The organism is Mycobacterium sp. SMC-21 (genome assembly GCF_045310825.1).
Taxonomy (GTDB): Bacteria; Actinomycetota; Actinomycetes; order Mycobacteriales; family Mycobacteriaceae; genus Mycobacterium.
The window spans coordinates 39,509-56,183 of the sequence record NZ_JBJIAO010000026.1; the positions used below are offsets into that span (position 1 = coordinate 39,509).

Sequence of the window (16,675 nt, forward strand, 5' to 3'; positions counted from 1 at the left end):
CCATGCCGTCCTACGATTCCATCGTCGTCGGCGAGGACTGGATCAGCGAGCACTACTTCACCACCGACTCGACCAAGGAGTCCTTCCAGGGCAAGGTGATCGAGCTGCGTAAGCAGTGGGACGCAGAAGCGGCCGAGGGGCGGGACACCGTACGACGGCGGCTGCTGGCCGCTGCCGGCGAACTGCAGACCGAGTTGGCGACCCTGGCCGAGAACCCGGACGGGACGCCCGCGGTGCACGCCGCGATTCGGGCCGTTCTCGGGTTTCCCGAGACGCTGGCTGACTACACCGGCGAGCGCGCCGGTACCGAGCTGCTGCTGCCCAACGCACGGCCGGCCGGTCTGACCAGCACGCTGCTGCTGCAGGCCCGCCCGGTCGAATCGGTCGACGACCTGCTCGACCCCGAAACCGGGCTGCTGCTCGACGCGGGGGAGGAGGACGGCAAGCCCATCGACTCGGTGACCAAGGCGGTGTCGGCCGCGTTCCGCGCCGATGATCCCCCTGCGTTCATCGTGGTGCAGGCCGGCCAGTGGGCGCTGCTGGCAGAAGCGCAGCGATGGGCCGAAGGACGGTACCTGGCCGTCGATCTGCTGGTGGTCACGGAACGCCGCGACGATAAGCGCGGCGGAGAACTCGACCGGGCCGCCGCGATCCTCGGGTGCCAGGCGCTGCTGCCCGACGCCGACGGAAACATCTGGTGGGCAGGTGTTCTCGACGATTCGGTCAAACACACCGTCGGGGTGTCCAAGGATCTGCGTGAAGGTATCCGACTGTCCATCGAGATCATCGCCAACGACGTGGTGGGCCGCCGCGCAGAGCGCGGCTGGTCACTGGACGAGATCGACGCCCAACAACTCGCCAAGCACTCGCTGCGATTCCTCTACCGCATCTTGTTCCTGCTCTACGCCGAGGCGTCCCCGGAGATGCGTGTCCTGCCATCGGGCGCCCCCGAATACGGCGAAGGGTACGGCCTGGACCGGCTGCGTGAGTTGACGCTGACCGAATTGGTGTCGCCCACCGCGAAATCCGGTACACACCTGTACGAATCGCTGGCCAAGCTGTTTAATCTTGTCGACGGCGGCCATCACCCACGCACTCCCGAGATTGGCGGCGGAACCGACGACCCGGCACCGGGTTTGGAGTTCAACGAGCTGCGCGCCGACCTATTCGCACCCGTTTCCACCGCACTGATCGACCAGGTCGGGCTCAGCAACGAGGCGACTCAGCGGGTTCTGCAGCACCTGCTGCTGTCCAAGGAATCCAAGGGCCGTAAGGGGGCCGACCGCGGGTTCATCTCGTACGCCGAGCTCGGTATCAACCAGCTCGGCGCGGTGTACGAGGGCCTGATGTCCTACACCGGTTTCTTCGCCGACGAAGACCTCTACGAGGTCGCCAAGAACGGCGACCCGGAGAAGGGGTCGTGGGTGGTGCCGGTGACCCGTGCCGATCACCTCTCGGAGTCAGATTTCGTGACGACGGAGGACGAAGCTACCGGCGAAAAGATTCCGGTGCTCCACCGTCAGGGCACCTTCGTGTTCCGGCTCGCCGGGCGTGAGCGGCAGCAGTCGGCCTCGTACTACACCCCCGAGGTGCTGACGAAATTCGTTGTCTCCCAGGCCCTCGAAGAATTGCTGGACCAGAATGGCGAGCGCACCACACCGGAACAGATTCTGCAGTTGACCATCTGCGAGCCCGCGCTCGGGTCGGGGGCGTTCGCGATCGAAGCGGTGCGCCAACTGGCCGCGGAATATCTCAAGCGTCAGCAGGAAGATCGCGGCGAGGTCATCGACGCCGACCGCTACCAGGTCGAGCTGCAGAAGGTGAAGGCGTATCTCGCGCTGCACCAGGTGTACGGGGTGGACCTGAATGCGACCGCGGTAGAACTCGCCGAGATTTCGCTTTGGCTCGACACCATGGTCGCCGGGTTGCAGGCCCCCTGGTTCGGGCTGCACCTGCGGCGAGGCAACTCACTGATCGGTGCCCGTCGAGCTGTCTACGCGCCCACATTGCTCGCCAAGAAGGCGTGGCTGAAGGAGGTGCCCAAGGATGTTCCGCTCGGAGACGAGATCGGTGCGGGCATCCACCACTTCCTGCTGCCGTCCGAGGGTTGGGGTGCGGTGATCGACACCCCCGAGGCCAAGACTTACGCCCCGGACAAACGGGAACAGTTACGGCTGTGGCGCAACGGCATTCGCGCCAATCCGAGCGCCGCGATCAAGAAACGTCTGGCCGCACTGGCGCTGCGGGTCGAGACCCTGTGGGAGCTGACCCTGCGTCGGCTGGTCATCGCCGAAACGGAGATCCGCCGAGACATTGGCCTGTGGGGGCTCGAGTCCGATGAGCCGTCGGGTGCTGCGGTAACCCGCGAGCAGATCGAGGCGGTGCTCCACGACGAAAACGGCGCCTATCGAAGGCTGCGTCGGGTGATGGACGCCTGGTGTGCTTTATGGTCCTGGCCGTTGACCGCCGACATCGAACCACCAGACTGGGATCAGTGGGTTGGTGGACTGGAGGCACTCCTCGGGATACCGCCCAAGGCTGGCAAGTTCGAGAAGCACGGGCAGATCAGCCTCGCCGGCGACCTGTCCTGGCAAGACCTAGATCTCGCCGAGGACAACGACCGCACTTTTGCCCAAGCGATTTCAATTGATAAGGCGCTCGAAGGCTTTCCGTGGATGACCGTCGCGGCGGACATCGCCGAGGCACAGGGCTTCTTCCACTGGGAACTAGACTTTGCGCCGGTGTTCGCCCGCGGAGGATTCGATCTGCAGGTGGGAAATCCGCCGTGGGTGCGTCCGGACTGGGACGAGGCCGGGGTATTAGCGGAGTTCGATCCGTGGTGGGCATTGGTCGACAAGCCGGCCGAAGCGATCAAAGCGCGCAAGCGACACGAGTCGCTTGCGCAGGAAGCTGCACTCGACGAGTTTCTGGACGAGCGGGCCGAACAGGCCGGGATCAAGCAGCATCTTGGTTCGGGAATTGACCGGCCATTGCTGGAGGGCCTGCAACCCGACCTGTACCGGTGCTTCATCGAACGGACGTGGAGGTCGATGGCGTCGAAAAGCATTGTGGGACTGATTCATCCGGAAAGTCACTTCACGGAACTACGCGCGCATCACCTACGTCGTCAGACCTATCGGCGGCTGCGGCGGCATTGGCAATTCCGCAACGAACTCAGACTTTTTGAGATCCAAAACACAAGACAGTATGGAGTACATATATACGGAACCGAGTCCAGAGTTCGGTTTCTGCAGGGTTCGTCTTTGTATCACCCCGACACTGTGGTTCGATCCTTTGGCCACGACGGATCAGGCTCGGCGCCCGGTGTTAAAGACGATGAGGACAGGTGGGATTTACGCCCGCATGCTGAACGAATCGTCGAAGTTGCCGGATCGCGGTTATCGACTTGGGCTGCCCTGATCGAAGACCCAGGCACAGAACCCGACGGGTCTCGCATGCTTTATCCGGTGAATCGAGCCAGTGCCGAGGTGCTCGATAAGATCGCGGCGGCGCCTCGGTTTGGCGACGAGGGATTCGAATGGACCCGTGGTTGGGAAGAGGACCGGGACCGCAAACTGGGGTTCTTCAAGTCCGCGTCGGCGGTTCCAGAAGACTGGGATCACGTCATACTTCAAGGACCGCACTTGACCGTCGCCACGCCACTCCATCAACAGCCCAATTCATCGATGCGGAGTAACAGAGACTACTCAGCCCTCGACCTTAATGCCATCGGTGAAGATTTCATTCCCCGCACTAACTATCAGATTTCGAAGCCGTACGACGAGTACATCGCCGCCTACCCGAAATGGCAGGGCGAGCCGAGTTCGAGCTACTTCCGCCTGGCATGGCGACGAATGGCGGACTCCGCAACGGTCCGAAGCATGCATCCAGCTGTGCTTCCCCCAGGCGCAACACATGTACACCTGATGTTATCGGCATCGACGTCAGACCGCCGGGACCTGGTCGTTGCGGCAGGGCACTGGGCGTCGTTGCCGCTCGACTTCTTTGCGAAGGTCATTGGAGCTGCGGATCTGACCAGGGGTGTGGTCTCGCGCTTTCCTCACATCCGCAATCACTTCCTCGAACCGCAGCTTTTGCTCCGAACTCTCCGCCTGAACTGCCTCGTCCGACCGTACGCCCCGCTCTGGGAGGGACTGTATGACGCAGCATGGCAGCGGGATTCATGGGTGCCGCACATCGGCGTGGACCACGCCAACCGCGGAGGGCTCGGTGCTGTCGGCCCGAAATGGGAGTGGGCGACCCCGCTACGTTGCGCTGCCGATCGTCGACAAGCTCTGGTGGAGATCGACGCAATCGTCGCAATCATGCTCGGCATCACCGCCGAGGAACTGCTGACGATCTATCGCACTCAGTTCCCCGTGCTGCAAAAGTACGAGCGGGAAGCGCTCTACGACACGAACGGCCGCCAACTGCCGGGCAAGCTCGCTTCGGAGTACCGCAAGAAGGGCGCGGTGAAGCCTGACGACCTAACGGTCGACGGCGGGACTTATGTCGAGCCCTTCGTCGGGGTTGATCGCGAGCGTGACATGGAGCTGGCGCACAAGTACTTCAGCGACATCGCAAGCGCAGGAGCGTGATGATGCGCGGAGTACACCCACCCGAGTTTGGCGTACTGGTCGAGGCCGTCGTCGCACTCGATCCGAAACTGCGAGAACGCCGTTGGGTCAGCCTCAGTCTGTGCATCGCAGATGCCGTGTGGAGCATCGGGGCACATTACGACAACGTCGTCGTGCCATTGGTGCGCAGGCTGGGCACGAGGTTCGGCGTCGAACAACCCACGATACCGATGACTGAGCCGCTCGACGCCGACCCGTTACCGCTCGCCGAACTGGCTGAGCTGAGCGTCGACGAATTGATTTCGCTCACCAACCGGCAGAACACATCCACCCGAGATGGGATCCGGAAGGCCCATGCCGTGCTTCGGCACATCCACGCGTTTCGATCACACGGTGTGGGGGATCTGGGTGATGCGATCGCGCTGTTCGGCGATGACGAGCGGTTCGCCGCCATGAACGCGGACTTGCGGAAGATCCCCGGAGAGGGAGCGCACGCGGTGCGGCGTGACTACCTGTGGATGCTCATCGGCCAGGACGATCTCATCAAGCCCGACCGCATGGTGCTGCGCTGGTTTCGCCGCCACGGAGTGACTGTCGATCCTGTCGGTGCGCGCGACCTCATTGCTGCACTCGTGCCGGCCGTCAGCGCCGGTCTGAAGCGCCCAGTTACAGCGTGGGAAATAGACCATGCGCTGTGGAACGCCGGGCGGGGGATGTAACCATGGGCGCGCTCCTCCCAACTCTCCAGGCGACTCACCTGCGTGAGGGCTTGACCGACTATCTGGCAACGACATTCGCGTTGACCGACCCGGATGCGCAGGCGGTGCTGACGGACTTCATCGCCGACTCTGAAAACGGGATGTTCAAGGGACCGTATGTGCGGCTCCGACTGCCATTCGCACCTGCGAGGGATGGCTGGAGTGACTATCTGGATTGGTGGCCATCCGAATTCACCCCGTACGGGCACCAATCGCGGGTATTCGAACGGCTCTCGACCAAGAACCGAGAACGGCCACAGCCCACCCTGGTCACTACCGGCACCGGGTCAGGAAAGACTGAGTCGTTCCTTTTCCCGATCCTTGATCATGTGTTGCGCGCCAAGAAGTCCGGTGTCACCGGGATGAAGGCGCTGATTCTCTACCCGATGAATGCGCTCGCCAACGATCAGGCCGAGCGACTGGCCAAGCTGATCTCCGGTGACCCGGCCCTCGGCGCGGTCACTGCGGGCATCTACACCGGTGAGCAGAGCGGCGGTGGTCGCACCCGAGTCTCGGCCGACGGCTTGATCACCGACCGATCCCTCATTCACGATTCGCCCCCCGACATCTTGCTCACCAACTACAAGATGCTCGACCACATGCTGCTGCGCCCCGACCGCGCCGGCATGTGGCAGCTGTCCGCCGAATCGCTGCAATACCTGGTGCTCGACGAATTCCACACATACGACGGGGCGCAGGGCACGGATGTCGCGATGCTGTTGCGTCGTCTCGGTCTCACCATCAAATCCCACTGGACTGCCGCGTCAAAGGTTTCAGACGACGATCGCGCCCGCCCGCTCGGCAAGATCACTCCCGTTGCCACTTCGGCGACCCTTGGTTCGCGCTCAGCCCCGACCGCCATGCTCGATTTCGCCTACACGGTGTTCGGTGAACCGTTCGGCGACGACGCGGTTATCGAAGAAACCCGCCTGACTCCCGGCGAATGGCGCAGGGCGCGGCTGGGCACCGGCGACTATGCCTGGCGGCCGATCGAACCGGCCTTGCCTGACGCGCTGGACCGGATCACGGCACTCGATCGGGTTGATGGCGACAACCATGCCGTCGCCACAGCGGTTTTCGCCGAGATCTTCGAGACGAAATCTCAATCTGTTCTCTTCGGGAAGCCCACCCAAGCGGAACTTTTTGAGCAGCCCGTCCAATCTGAGCTCTTTGAGAAGTCGGCACATATAGGTGTCTCAGCCACCGCGTCGGACCTGACCGCCGAGGAAATGCTTGATCAGCTCAAGCGACATCGGTTCATCCAGGCGGTGTTGGAGAACGCGGTCGACGCGGTGTCGCTGCCCGACCTCGCCGAGCAGGTGTTTCCAGCGGTGCCCGTCGATCGCGATGCCGCCCGTACCCGTGACACTCGGATTCGGTTCCTGGAGTATGTCATTGCGATGCTCTCGCACGTGCGTGCCGAGACCGGCCGCGCGGCCCTCGGGGTCGACGTGCACCTGTGGATCAGAGAACTCAGCCGCGTCGACCGCGCCGTCCGGGCCTCCGCGGAATACCGATGGGCCGACGACGGTGCATCCGCTGTCGACGAGCTGTATCTGCCGGCGGTGTACTGCCGGCACTGCGGTCGTTCGGGCTGGGGTGCACGGTTGGCGCCGACGGGAAGTGCCCTCGACGTCACCGACGAGGCGATCCGAGCCGACCACGCTGCCGGTGCTTCCCGGTTCCGTGCGCTGATCTCGGCACCCGCTGAAGCGCAGGTCGTTGGCGGCGTCCAAGGTCTGCGGTGGTTCCACCTCGACCAGCGCGAACTCCTCGACACGACACCGGACCCGCAGAGCCCTGCTGTTGTCGACGGACGGGTGCTGCCGGTGCTCACCCTGGTCGGGCCGGACGCCGACGAGCAATCCAAGAACGACGTCTGCCCGGCCTGCGGCGCCGGCGACGGCATCCGGTTCCTTGGCAGCGCGGTGGCTACCCAACTGTCGGTGACCTTGTCGAACCTGTTCGGCGACAAGCATCTCGACGCTGCCGAGAAGAAGGCGTTGATGTTCACCGACAGCGTGCAGGACGCTGCGCACCGTGCCGGATTCGTGCAGGCACGCTCGCACAGCCTGAGCCTGCGCACCGCGCTGCGCGGAGCGCTGGGTAACGCCGAACTCGATCTGGACGAGCTCGCCCGAGCTGTCATCGACCGCGCCGGCAACGATCCGATGCTGCGCTACCAACTGCTGCCCCCGGACATCGTGGATCGCGACGAGTTCGTCGCGTTCTGGAAGCCCGATGTACACCCGAATTCGCGACGGGCCGCGGAGAACAAGGCCAAGCGGCGGCTGCGGTTCGACGTCGATCTCGAATTCGGTTTGCAGTCCCGCACCGGCCGTACCCTCGAGCTCACCGGCAGCGTCGTTGCCGAGGTGTATCTCGGTGCAGCACACAAGGCGCCGATCATCGGGCGACGAGCGATCGACAAGGCCGGCCCGGCTCAGTTCCCTCTGATAGGAGTGTCTGATACGGCGCTGACCCACTGGGTGCGGGGGACCGTCGAACGGATCCGTACCCGCGGCGGCATCCACCACGACTGGTTGCGGCCCTACCTGGAGAAGAACGCCAACCGGTACCACGTCTGGGGTGGGCGACCACGGGGTCAGGGTATGCCCGCCTTCCCGAAAGGCCGTCCCGCTCCGGCATTCCCCGCACTTAGATCCGGAAGTGGTGCTCTGCCAGAGGGATTCGATGCGATCACTGCGCCGTCTTCCTGGTATGCGCAGTGGACATCGCGGTGCCTCGACGTTCGCCCCCACGACGGCACTTTCCTCGCCAAGGCACTGTTTGTCGAACTTGCCGAGCAGATGTTGCTGTCCACCATCACCTCCGAGACCGGTTCCACTGTCTACGGATTGACGTCGGCCACCGTCCAGGTCAGCGCTCCGACTTTGGAAGCGCTCGAAGGTGCCCGGCACTTGCTCACTTGTGACATCTGCCGAACCCCGATGCCGGGCAGCGCTACCACCGTCGACGACCTCGACGGTGCACCTTGCACGTTGATCCGCTGTCCGGGGCGGCTGCACCGAAGCGCGAAGACTGACAACTTCTACCGCCGGCTGTACGACTCGACCGAGATGAAACGCGTTGTTGCACGGGAACACACCGGCCTGCTGCCGACGAAGACCCGCCTCGAATACGAGACTGCCTTCAAACGCGGCGGCACAGACCCGCAAGCACCCAACGTGCTCGTCGCGACCCCGACGCTGGAGATGGGCATCGACATCGGTGACCTCTCCACCGTCATGCTCGGCTCGTTACCCCGATCGGTGTCGTCCTACCTGCAGCGTGTCGGGCGCGCCGGCCGGCTCACCGGAAACTCTTTGGTGCTGGCCTACGTTCGCGGCCGTGGCGAACATTTGCCCAAGTTGTTCGAGCCGCTGTCGGTGATTCAGGGGGATGTACGTCCGCCGGCAACGTTCCTCAACGCCGAGGAGATCCTGCAACGCCAGTACATTGCGCACATCGTCGATCAGTTCGCCCGTGACCCGCAGCTGGTGGCGCCCAAGGATGCACGATCGGTGCTCGGAGATAACGGGGCGGACAGCTGGCTGGCCCGGCTGATGGACACCGCCGCCAACGACGCCGACGCGTTGTTGGACCGCTTCCTGGCCCAGTTCGGGGAGCATCTCAGCCCCGACGCCGTCGACTCCTTGCGATCTTGGGCGAGTGCACCGCCGCAGGGCGATCCCAGTGGCCTTACGCAGCGCCTGATGGCCGCGGCCTACCAATGGCAACTTGATCTCAAAGAACTCACTGAACGGCAGGCGACCATCGAGGCGGATTTGCCCGAGTTCGAACGCCGTGCCACCTCCCCGGCCGCCACAGACGATGACCGTCGGGCCTTCAAGATCGCCAAGGGATCACGGAAACTGCTTGGCGCCCAGATCATCTCGCTGACCCGCGACTACTGGATCTCGGTGCTCGAACGGTACGGCGTGCTGCCCAACTACACACTGCTCGACGACGCGGTGACCCTCGATGTCGGCGTCACCTGGATCGACCCGGACAGCAACGACTACATGGGGGAGCAGCTCAGCTATCAGCGCGGCTCCCGTGTTGCACTCACCGAACTCGCGCCCGGCGCCACCTTCTACGCTCAAGGTCTCGCGGTCACCATCGACGCGGTCGACCTGGGCACCGGTGAATCCAACATCCACGCCTGGCAAGTCTGCCCGCAGTGCGGGTGGGTGCGCAGCAGCAGCGCGTCCGCGGGATCTGATCCCGTGTCGAGCTGCCCGCGCTGTCACAGCACGGGCATCGCCGACGTGAGTCAGCACCTACAGGTCGTCGAGATGACCCGCGTTTCGGCGGAAGTGCGCCGGGACGAGGCCACCATCAACGATCTGCGCGACAACCGCGCACAGGAACCGTTCACCGTGGTGACCGCCGCCGACGTCGACCCCACCCAGGTGGGGCGCACCTGGTTCCGTGCGAATTCATCGTTCGGTGCGGAATACCTGCGGCGCTTGGATATTCGCTGGATCAACCTCGGCGGACGGACATCCAAGGGCAAGACTCGGATGATCGCCGGGCAGGAATCGACCAGCGGCCTGTTCCGGGTCTGCGCGTCCTGTGGGCAACTCGACCGGGAAGCCGGGCGCAACAGTCGATACGAGCACCGCACCTGGTGTCGCCTACGCGGCTCGGCCGTGGAGGATGTCCGTGACATCGCCCTGGCGCGACGACTACGGACGCAGGGCGTGCTGCTGCATCTGCCGCCGCAGATGGAATACGACAACTTCGCCCACCCCAGTCTGGCTGCAGCAATCCTGCTCGGCCTGCGCGAGGTGATCGGCGGATCACCCGAACATCTCGACGTCGCCACCATCAGCGATGCGCTGTGGGCGCCCGACCGGCGCGCGCTGCTGATCCACGACACGGTTCCCGGCGGGACCGGCTACCTCGCCGAATTCGCCGACCACACCAAGGTTTTCGCTGTACTGGCCGCGGCCCGGCAGATTCTGCGGGAATGCCCGTGCCGAGATGAGGATCGGCTGGCCTGCCACCGCTGCCTGCTGCCGTTCACCGCGCCTTACGAGATGGACAAGGTGTCACGGCTGACCGCATTGAATTTGCTCGACGGCATCCTCGAGGTCGGCGCCCACGGCACGCCCGACCTGGATGCCTGGACCGCTGAGGTGACCGAGCAGGCACCGCCGAGCACACCGCTCAGCGACGAGTCGTTCCTGGAACGCGACTTCTACTGCTCGTTCGTCGAGCGGCTCAAGCTGATGGGTGCAGCCGTCGTGGAGAAGCCTGGAACCTATGGCCCGTCGGCCACCATCACGCTGCAGGGCAGCAAGGCGCGGAAATGGTCACTGCGACCGCAGGTTTCGCTGGATTTCGTGAGACCCGACTTTGTGTTGCAGACCGCCGACCCGGACATCCCACGGATCGCGATCTTCGCTGACGGACGCGCATTTCACGCGGGGACCGGAGACCGCAACCGCGTCGCCGACGACGCCGACAAGCGTCGGGACTTGCGGGCCGCGGGCTATCTGGTGTGGTCGTTCGGACATGAGGATCTGCAGCGGTTCAAATCTGGGGAGTCGATCGAGCCGGCTTGGTTCGATCAAAAGGCGACTAGCTTCGTCACCAGCCGGTTCCATGTTCAACCGGGTTTGGTTCGGCTGCAAGCCAAAGACCCGGTATCGCAACTGCTGGAGTTCATGGTTACTCCCGACAAAGAGGCTTGGGAACACTTCAGCAAGTGGATGCCGTATCTATTCGTCCGCAGCGACAACCGGGTTAAGTCTGATTCCGACGACGTCGCCGCAGCGGCATTTGCGGCAATGGACGGCTCGGCATCTTTCGAAGCAGTCGGATCCGATACTTGCTGGACATACTCCGACGGAGGCGTCACCGTCACAGCGGGCGTGCGCACCACGTCCGATCCGCCGCGGGCCGTGCTCGCCGTCGATGACCGAGACGAGCGGTTGGACGACCTGGGCGGGAAGGGATGGAAGGAATGGCTGCGGCTGTCGAACTGGCTGGGAATCAGCGACCCCGGCCGCGTCACCACTCGTACCCTGCTGACATCGGCTCCGGTTCAAGTGGCTGCAGGTACCGCAGAGTCCAAGCTATCCGCGGAATGGCAACTTTTGCTCGGCGAGACGGTGTCGGATGCGGAACGCAATCTGATCCGGGCTTTGGCGGCTGCGGGTGCGGCCGCGCCCGAGCTGGGTTATGAGACGACCGATGGTGAAGTACTGGACATCGCCTGGGCCGGTGGGCGAGTGGCCGTGGTGTTCGACGAAGGTGGACCGGTTGACGGGTGGACGCTGTGCTCACCTGATGTCGATGAAATTGTGGAGGCGTTGAAAGTGAACGGGGTGGTCTAGTGGCGAATCTGGTTATCGCATCGAACAGCAAGGGCATGTCCAAGCTCGACGGTTCGATCAAGAACAAGGTGTACGACTTCTTCGAGAAGCTGGCCGCCGACGACACTCAGCCCTCGCTGCACATCGAACCGCTTCATGTGGCGTCCGATCCCCGGGTGCGGACCGGCCGCGTCGACCTGCACTATCGCGCCGTGCTGTTCCGCGTGGACGACAAGTCCAGCGGGCCGACCTACATCTACATGGGTACCTGGGGCCACGACGACGCGATCAAACTCGCGGAGCGGGCGACCCTTCGGGTCAACCCCATCAACGGCACTCTCGAGGGCTTGATCGGAGACTCTGCGCCTGCCGAGCCCGTTCAGGCCGCGACTGTCGCTGAACCGGTTTCGAAGCCTGCGTTGTCTTATCTCGCCGGAGTGGGCTACAAGCTCACCGACCTAACAGAGGGACTGGGCATCAACCCGGTGCTCGCAGCCAAAGTCATGGAAGCGCCGGATGAATCGGCGCTGTTGGAAGCTGCGGCGGACGGGCTCGAATGGGAAGGGAGCGCACTTCTCGAACTCGCGACCGGCATGGCGATCGAGACGATTCGCGAGAACCACGGGTTCTCTAAAGAACCCGTGGACACCTCACTGGACGAAGATCAGCAGATCATCGCCGCTCTGGAACGGCCGGCCTCGAAGATGCAATTTGCATTCATCGAGGACAACGAAGAACTACGTCGAGTCATCGAAGGCGGCGACTTTGCCGCGTGGCGTACGTTCCTGCATCCCGAACAGCGCAAGTACGTTGACACGGATTTCACTGGCGCATTCCGGCTTTCGGGCGGCGCAGGTACTGGTAAGACTGTGGTCGCGATCCATAGGGCGCGTCGGCTGGCCCGCGACAATGCGGATGCCAGGATCATTCTGACCACGTACAACACTGCGCTGGCGGAAGGACTCAAAGCCGACCTCAAGGCGCTGGACCCGGACATCCGGATCGCCGAGAAGCCCGGAGATCTCGGCGTCTACGTCGGTGGCATCGATGCGCTCGGTAGTGGCGTCCTGCGTCGAGCCGGATCTGCCGTTGTGCCGGCATGCGAGAGATTGTTCGGTCGTGGCATCGAGTTCGGTTCCAAGAGAACATCTTCGGATTCGGTGTGGCGGGAAGTTGTACAGACCGTCGACTCTGGGCTCGATGCGAAACTGGCCACGCCGGCATTTCTCGATAGCGAGTACGTGTCGGTGGTTTTGGCCAACCGCATCACCACGCGTGAGGACTACGCCAAGGTCGCGCGGCCCGGTCGGGGAGTGCGGCTCAGCCGTCCGCAGCGGTTGGCTGTTTGGAAACTGGTAGATGCGTTTCGGCGTCAGAGCCAGATGGATGAAAGCATCAGCTTCCCGGAAGTCCTTGCCTTGGCGTCCGAGGCATTGCGCGTCCGTGCGGAGCGTGACGGCACGTATCTGGCCGACCACGTCATCGTCGACGAGGCGCAGGACCTGCATGCCACACACTGGGCATTGCTGCGGGCATTGGTGGCCGAAGGACCTAACGACCTGTTCATCGCCGAGGATTCGCACCAGCGGATTTACGGAAGCCCGGTTGTCTTGAGTCGCTTCGGGATCAAGATCGTCGGCCGATCCCGCCGCCTGACGTTGAACTACCGGACGACTGCGCAGAACCTGCATTTCGCAGTGAGTGTTCTGTCCGGTGCGGAGTACCGGGATCTCGAACAGGGCGAGGAGTCGACCAGCGGCTACCGTTCTGCGAGGAACGGTCCTCAACCCGAGTTGATTTCGTGTCCCGACTTGGCTGCCGAGCTAGAGGCGGTGGCGACGAAGGTAAAGACTTGGCTGGCTGAGGATGGTGTGGAGCCTCAGAGCATCGCCGTGCTCACCCGCAGCCAGGACGAACGTGACCGCTTCGTTCGCGGGCTCGGAGAGCGTGGTGTTACCGCACGCGCTGTCGACAAGAACGCTCCGACACCCGGCCAACCACTCGTGATGACGATGCACCGGGCAAAGGGGATGGAATTCTCCAGGGTTGTCCTCGCCGGCGCCGACGAGAAGCACGTGCCGTCACCGGCGACCCTACGCAACGTGCCCGATGAAGAACGCGCGGAAGCGCTGCTCCGGGAGCGTTCACTGCTGTATGTCGCGAGCAGCCGAGCGCGAGATGCATTGGTGGTCACATGGAGCGGGAAGAAATCGGCATTGTTGGGACACGCGTAGGTTTTGACAGTGGACCTTGGTACCCGCCGAATGGGGTAGAGCGCTAATCGACAGTACGAACTCCACGAGGGCGGCACTCAACGGAGACCTCAAATCCCTTGCGTTGCACGATGACCGCAACCCGTCGGTTTGCCACATCGCGGCGAAGGGCCCGCATCAGGTCGTTCTGGGTCGAGACCTTTCGGTCTCCGACGGCGAGGATGATGTCTCCGCATTCGAGTGGTCCTGCCGCGTTGGCTTTCACCGCGGTGACGACCAGGCCATGCCCATCTGCTGCGCCGTCGATGGTGCGCCGTGTGACGGAGACGCCCAGGGATGCACGTTCCACAGCTCCATAGGTGATGAGTTCGTGAACGACTTCGGCGACGATGTCAGCGGGGACTGCAAAGCCGATGCCGTCGGCGCCGTCAACGACTGCGGTATTGACACCAATGACCAGTCCGTCGGCATTGACCAATGGACCACCCGAGTTGCCTGGGTTGATCGCTGCGTCGGTCTGAATCACGTCGAAGATGGTCTGCCGGTCTCCCGTCGGGAGGCTCCTCTTCAATCCGCTGACGATACCGATGCTGATGCTTTCCGGTAACTCGCCCAGGGGGCTGCCGAAAGCAAAGCAGAGCTCGCCCAACCTGGCACCACGTGTGCAAATCTGCAGCGGAACAACATCTTGCGGGTCGATGCGTAACACCGCGAGATCGGTCAGCGGATCGCGTCCGATCGTCAAAGCCTGCATTGGTCGACTGCCTGGAAACTGTGCCTCGATGGGATCGGCTAGGTCGGCGACGACATGATTGTTGGTGACAAGGTGCTCGTTGTCATAAAGCCAGGCCGAACCACTCGCCACTTCGAACTTGTCGGTCTGACCCCGGACGATGGCAGTCGAGCGGACAACTCTTTCGGCAAATGATGCGGCTTCATCGCTGAACTGCCGCAGGAACCCGCCGACATGTTCAGACATCGAACTCGTCGTCATCGTCATCGGCCATGGTCTTCCCGCCGAACCGCTTTTGTAGCAGGGTGTCGTAGTGGTCTGCGCGATCGGCCACGAGATCGAGTGTCGCCATCAGTTGGTCGGGGGACAGTTCGCCGAAGATGTAGATATCGGCCTGCAGGATGATCCGCGTGTCATCGGGATCAACGATCGCCTTGGCCAAGGGCGTTTGTCTGTTGATCTCATTGACCGCTTCGTACACTTCGGGCCGCATCGGAAAGTCTCCGATAAGCGGCGCGAAGATCTCGATGCGGGCTGGTTCGTCTTCGCTTTCGGGGACTGCGTGCACGAAGACCACTGCGCTACCGCAACTGATTGGGATGTCGCCATCATCGTCGCGCTCGACCTTGTCGAGCTTGAGTTCACGCTTGAGTGTGGCTACGAGCCATTGGTCCAGGTCGCCGGAGGATGTGCCGCCGTCATCACCGAAGATCGTGTCAAAGAAACCCATCTATCGATCCCTCTTGTGATCCACGTTTCCGTCGACTGGCCGTTCGACTTTGTCGGCTTGGCTCTTTTCGGTCAGATACTCACCCAGCCGGATCAACCCCTGACCGGCCGCACTCACTGCTTTCAACGCTGAATCGCCGGCAGCATCGAGCACAGCGGCAGCCGCGTCGAGAACACCCGGAACCTCGACAGCCTCCCATTCCTCGACTTGGTGGCGGCGCGCCTCAGCAAAGTGGTCAAGCTCATCGCGAAGAACTGAGCGTTGCTTGGCCAGCTCGCGGACCGACAAGAACCGGAACCCCTCGATCGCTTCAGGCTTCGCAAAGTGATCGAGGAGGTTCCTTGCAGTGCGGTAGATTTCGCCGTCTGCGGCTAGCTGGTGGGCGAGAAGCTCTCGCGCATCATCGAGTACTCGTTGGAGATGCTCCGGTTGGCTGGCTTCGACGCGGGCAATACGCAGCCGCTGCCATTGATATAGAGATTGCTCGGCGACGATGAGCAAGCTGAGGGTCTCACCTAAGTGGTTGTCTTCGACAGCATTTCGCAGTTTCTCTGCTCGCGCTTGTACCGGAAGTTCAGAGTCGAAGGTTGCCAACAGTCGACTGACGTAATTACGCAGTTGCTCGACGGTAACGCTCAGGGTGGGGCCAAGGCCGGCCAGCGAATCCCAGTCCGCGTCGGGCAGCGATCCGTGCTTTTCCAAGAAATCTGCTGCGCGGTTGATCGAAAGGTGACTTCCGAGCACATCGCCGGCGCGCGAAGCCTGGGCAAGTTGAAGCAGCGAATCAACCTTGCCCTCAACGCGGCGCACCGCCTGCTCGACCTCTGCGATGGCGGACTTGAGCGCAACTTGAACGGCGACCATCTGCACCGCCATCAGCTGTGGCGGCGCGATTGGTGCCGGCCGCCATTGGAGCTGTTGGAGAAAAAGACCGTCCGGGCCGCGCGTCATCATGCGGAAGAAGCCCTCAGTGCCCGGGATCCAGTTGCCGATCCGCAGGGCGTTGACGCTTTCCGGATGCAATTGCACGTACTTGCCCGCGTCCGCCAGGAACGCGGCGGCGCCAGCAGCGAGGCCCGCGGCGTTGCCAAGGGAAGATTTATCGATGCCGACGACTCGCATTGTCTTGCCGGCAACGACGCGCAGCCGGGACAAATAGGCCTCGATCGCCTCGGGGTCACCGCCGACCAATAGGCCATCGGCATGGAGTGAGACCTCAACCTCATCGTTGATTGCGCGCGCAGGAGGGCGCGCGTGTCCGGCTTCTGACATATCCAACCCCTAGCTTCGTGGTCGCAGAGAGTGTATGTCTGGGCTGCGACATCCTGGGAGTGTCCT

Annotated in this window: 7 protein-coding genes; 4 read left to right on the top strand and 3 right to left on the bottom strand. The window is 63.1% G+C overall.

From position 1 onward, the window contains the following. The first annotated feature begins 2 nt into the window (after positions 1–2). From ACJH6H_RS21335 to ACJH6H_RS21350, 4 genes are read left to right on the top strand one after another with little or no spacing between them, the layout of a single operon-like run. A complete protein-coding gene (locus ACJH6H_RS21335) occupies positions 3–4,598 on the top strand; it encodes an Eco57I restriction-modification methylase domain-containing protein (protein ID WP_406775758.1) in 4,596 nt (1,531 codons plus the stop codon). Between the two features lie 2 nt (positions 4,599–4,600). Beyond that, on the top strand, positions 4,601–5,296 hold the full coding sequence (locus ACJH6H_RS21340) for a hypothetical protein (protein WP_406775759.1): 696 nt from the start codon (positions 4,601–4,603) through the stop codon (positions 5,294–5,296). A gap of 2 nt (positions 5,297–5,298) precedes the next feature. Further along, a complete protein-coding gene (locus ACJH6H_RS21345; RefSeq protein ID WP_406775760.1) occupies positions 5,299–11,682 on the top strand; it encodes a DEAD/DEAH box helicase in 6,384 nt (2,127 codons plus the stop codon). Further along, complete coding sequence (locus ACJH6H_RS21350) at positions 11,682–13,895, top strand: 3'-5' exonuclease (RefSeq protein ID WP_406775761.1); 2,214 nt, start codon at positions 11,682–11,684, stop codon at positions 13,893–13,895. The genes ACJH6H_RS21345 and ACJH6H_RS21350 overlap by 1 nt, the downstream gene beginning before the upstream one ends. A 43-nt stretch (positions 13,896–13,938) precedes the next feature. Here the strand turns inward: ACJH6H_RS21350 and ACJH6H_RS21355 are convergent, their stop codons facing one another. From ACJH6H_RS21355 to ACJH6H_RS21365, 3 genes are read right to left on the bottom strand one after another with little or no spacing between them, the layout of a single operon-like run. Further along, on the bottom strand, positions 13,939–14,874 hold the full coding sequence (locus tag ACJH6H_RS21355) for a S1C family serine protease (RefSeq protein WP_406775762.1): 936 nt from the start codon (positions 14,872–14,874) through the stop codon (positions 13,939–13,941). Beyond that, a complete protein-coding gene (locus ACJH6H_RS21360) occupies positions 14,846–15,337 on the bottom strand; it encodes a T3SS (YopN, CesT) and YbjN peptide-binding chaperone 1 (protein WP_406775763.1) in 492 nt (163 codons plus the stop codon). Before ACJH6H_RS21360 ends, ACJH6H_RS21355 begins: the two co-directional genes overlap by 29 nt. Then, a complete protein-coding gene (locus tag ACJH6H_RS21365; RefSeq protein ID WP_406775764.1) occupies positions 15,338–16,609 on the bottom strand; it encodes a hypothetical protein in 1,272 nt (423 codons plus the stop codon). Between the last annotated feature and the right edge of the window lie 66 nt (positions 16,610–16,675).

What these genes read in the sequence shown, in the direction of transcription:
- ACJH6H_RS21365 (WP_406775764.1), bottom strand. Translation starts at nt 16,609, where the DNA reads ATGTCAGAAGCCGGACACGCGCGCCCTCCTGCGCGCGCAATCAACGAT.
- ACJH6H_RS21340 (WP_406775759.1), top strand. Translation starts at nt 4,601, where the DNA reads ATGCGCGGAGTACACCCACCCGAGTTTGGCGTACTGGTCGAGGCCGTC.
- ACJH6H_RS21360 (WP_406775763.1), bottom strand. Translation starts at nt 15,337, where the DNA reads ATGGGTTTCTTTGACACGATCTTCGGTGATGACGGCGGCACATCCTCC.
- ACJH6H_RS21345 (WP_406775760.1), top strand. Translation starts at nt 5,299, where the DNA reads ATGGGCGCGCTCCTCCCAACTCTCCAGGCGACTCACCTGCGTGAGGGC.
- ACJH6H_RS21335 (WP_406775758.1), top strand. Translation starts at nt 3, where the DNA reads ATGCCGTCCTACGATTCCATCGTCGTCGGCGAGGACTGGATCAGCGAG.
- ACJH6H_RS21355 (WP_406775762.1), bottom strand. Translation starts at nt 14,874, where the DNA reads ATGACGATGACGACGAGTTCGATGTCTGAACATGTCGGCGGGTTCCTG.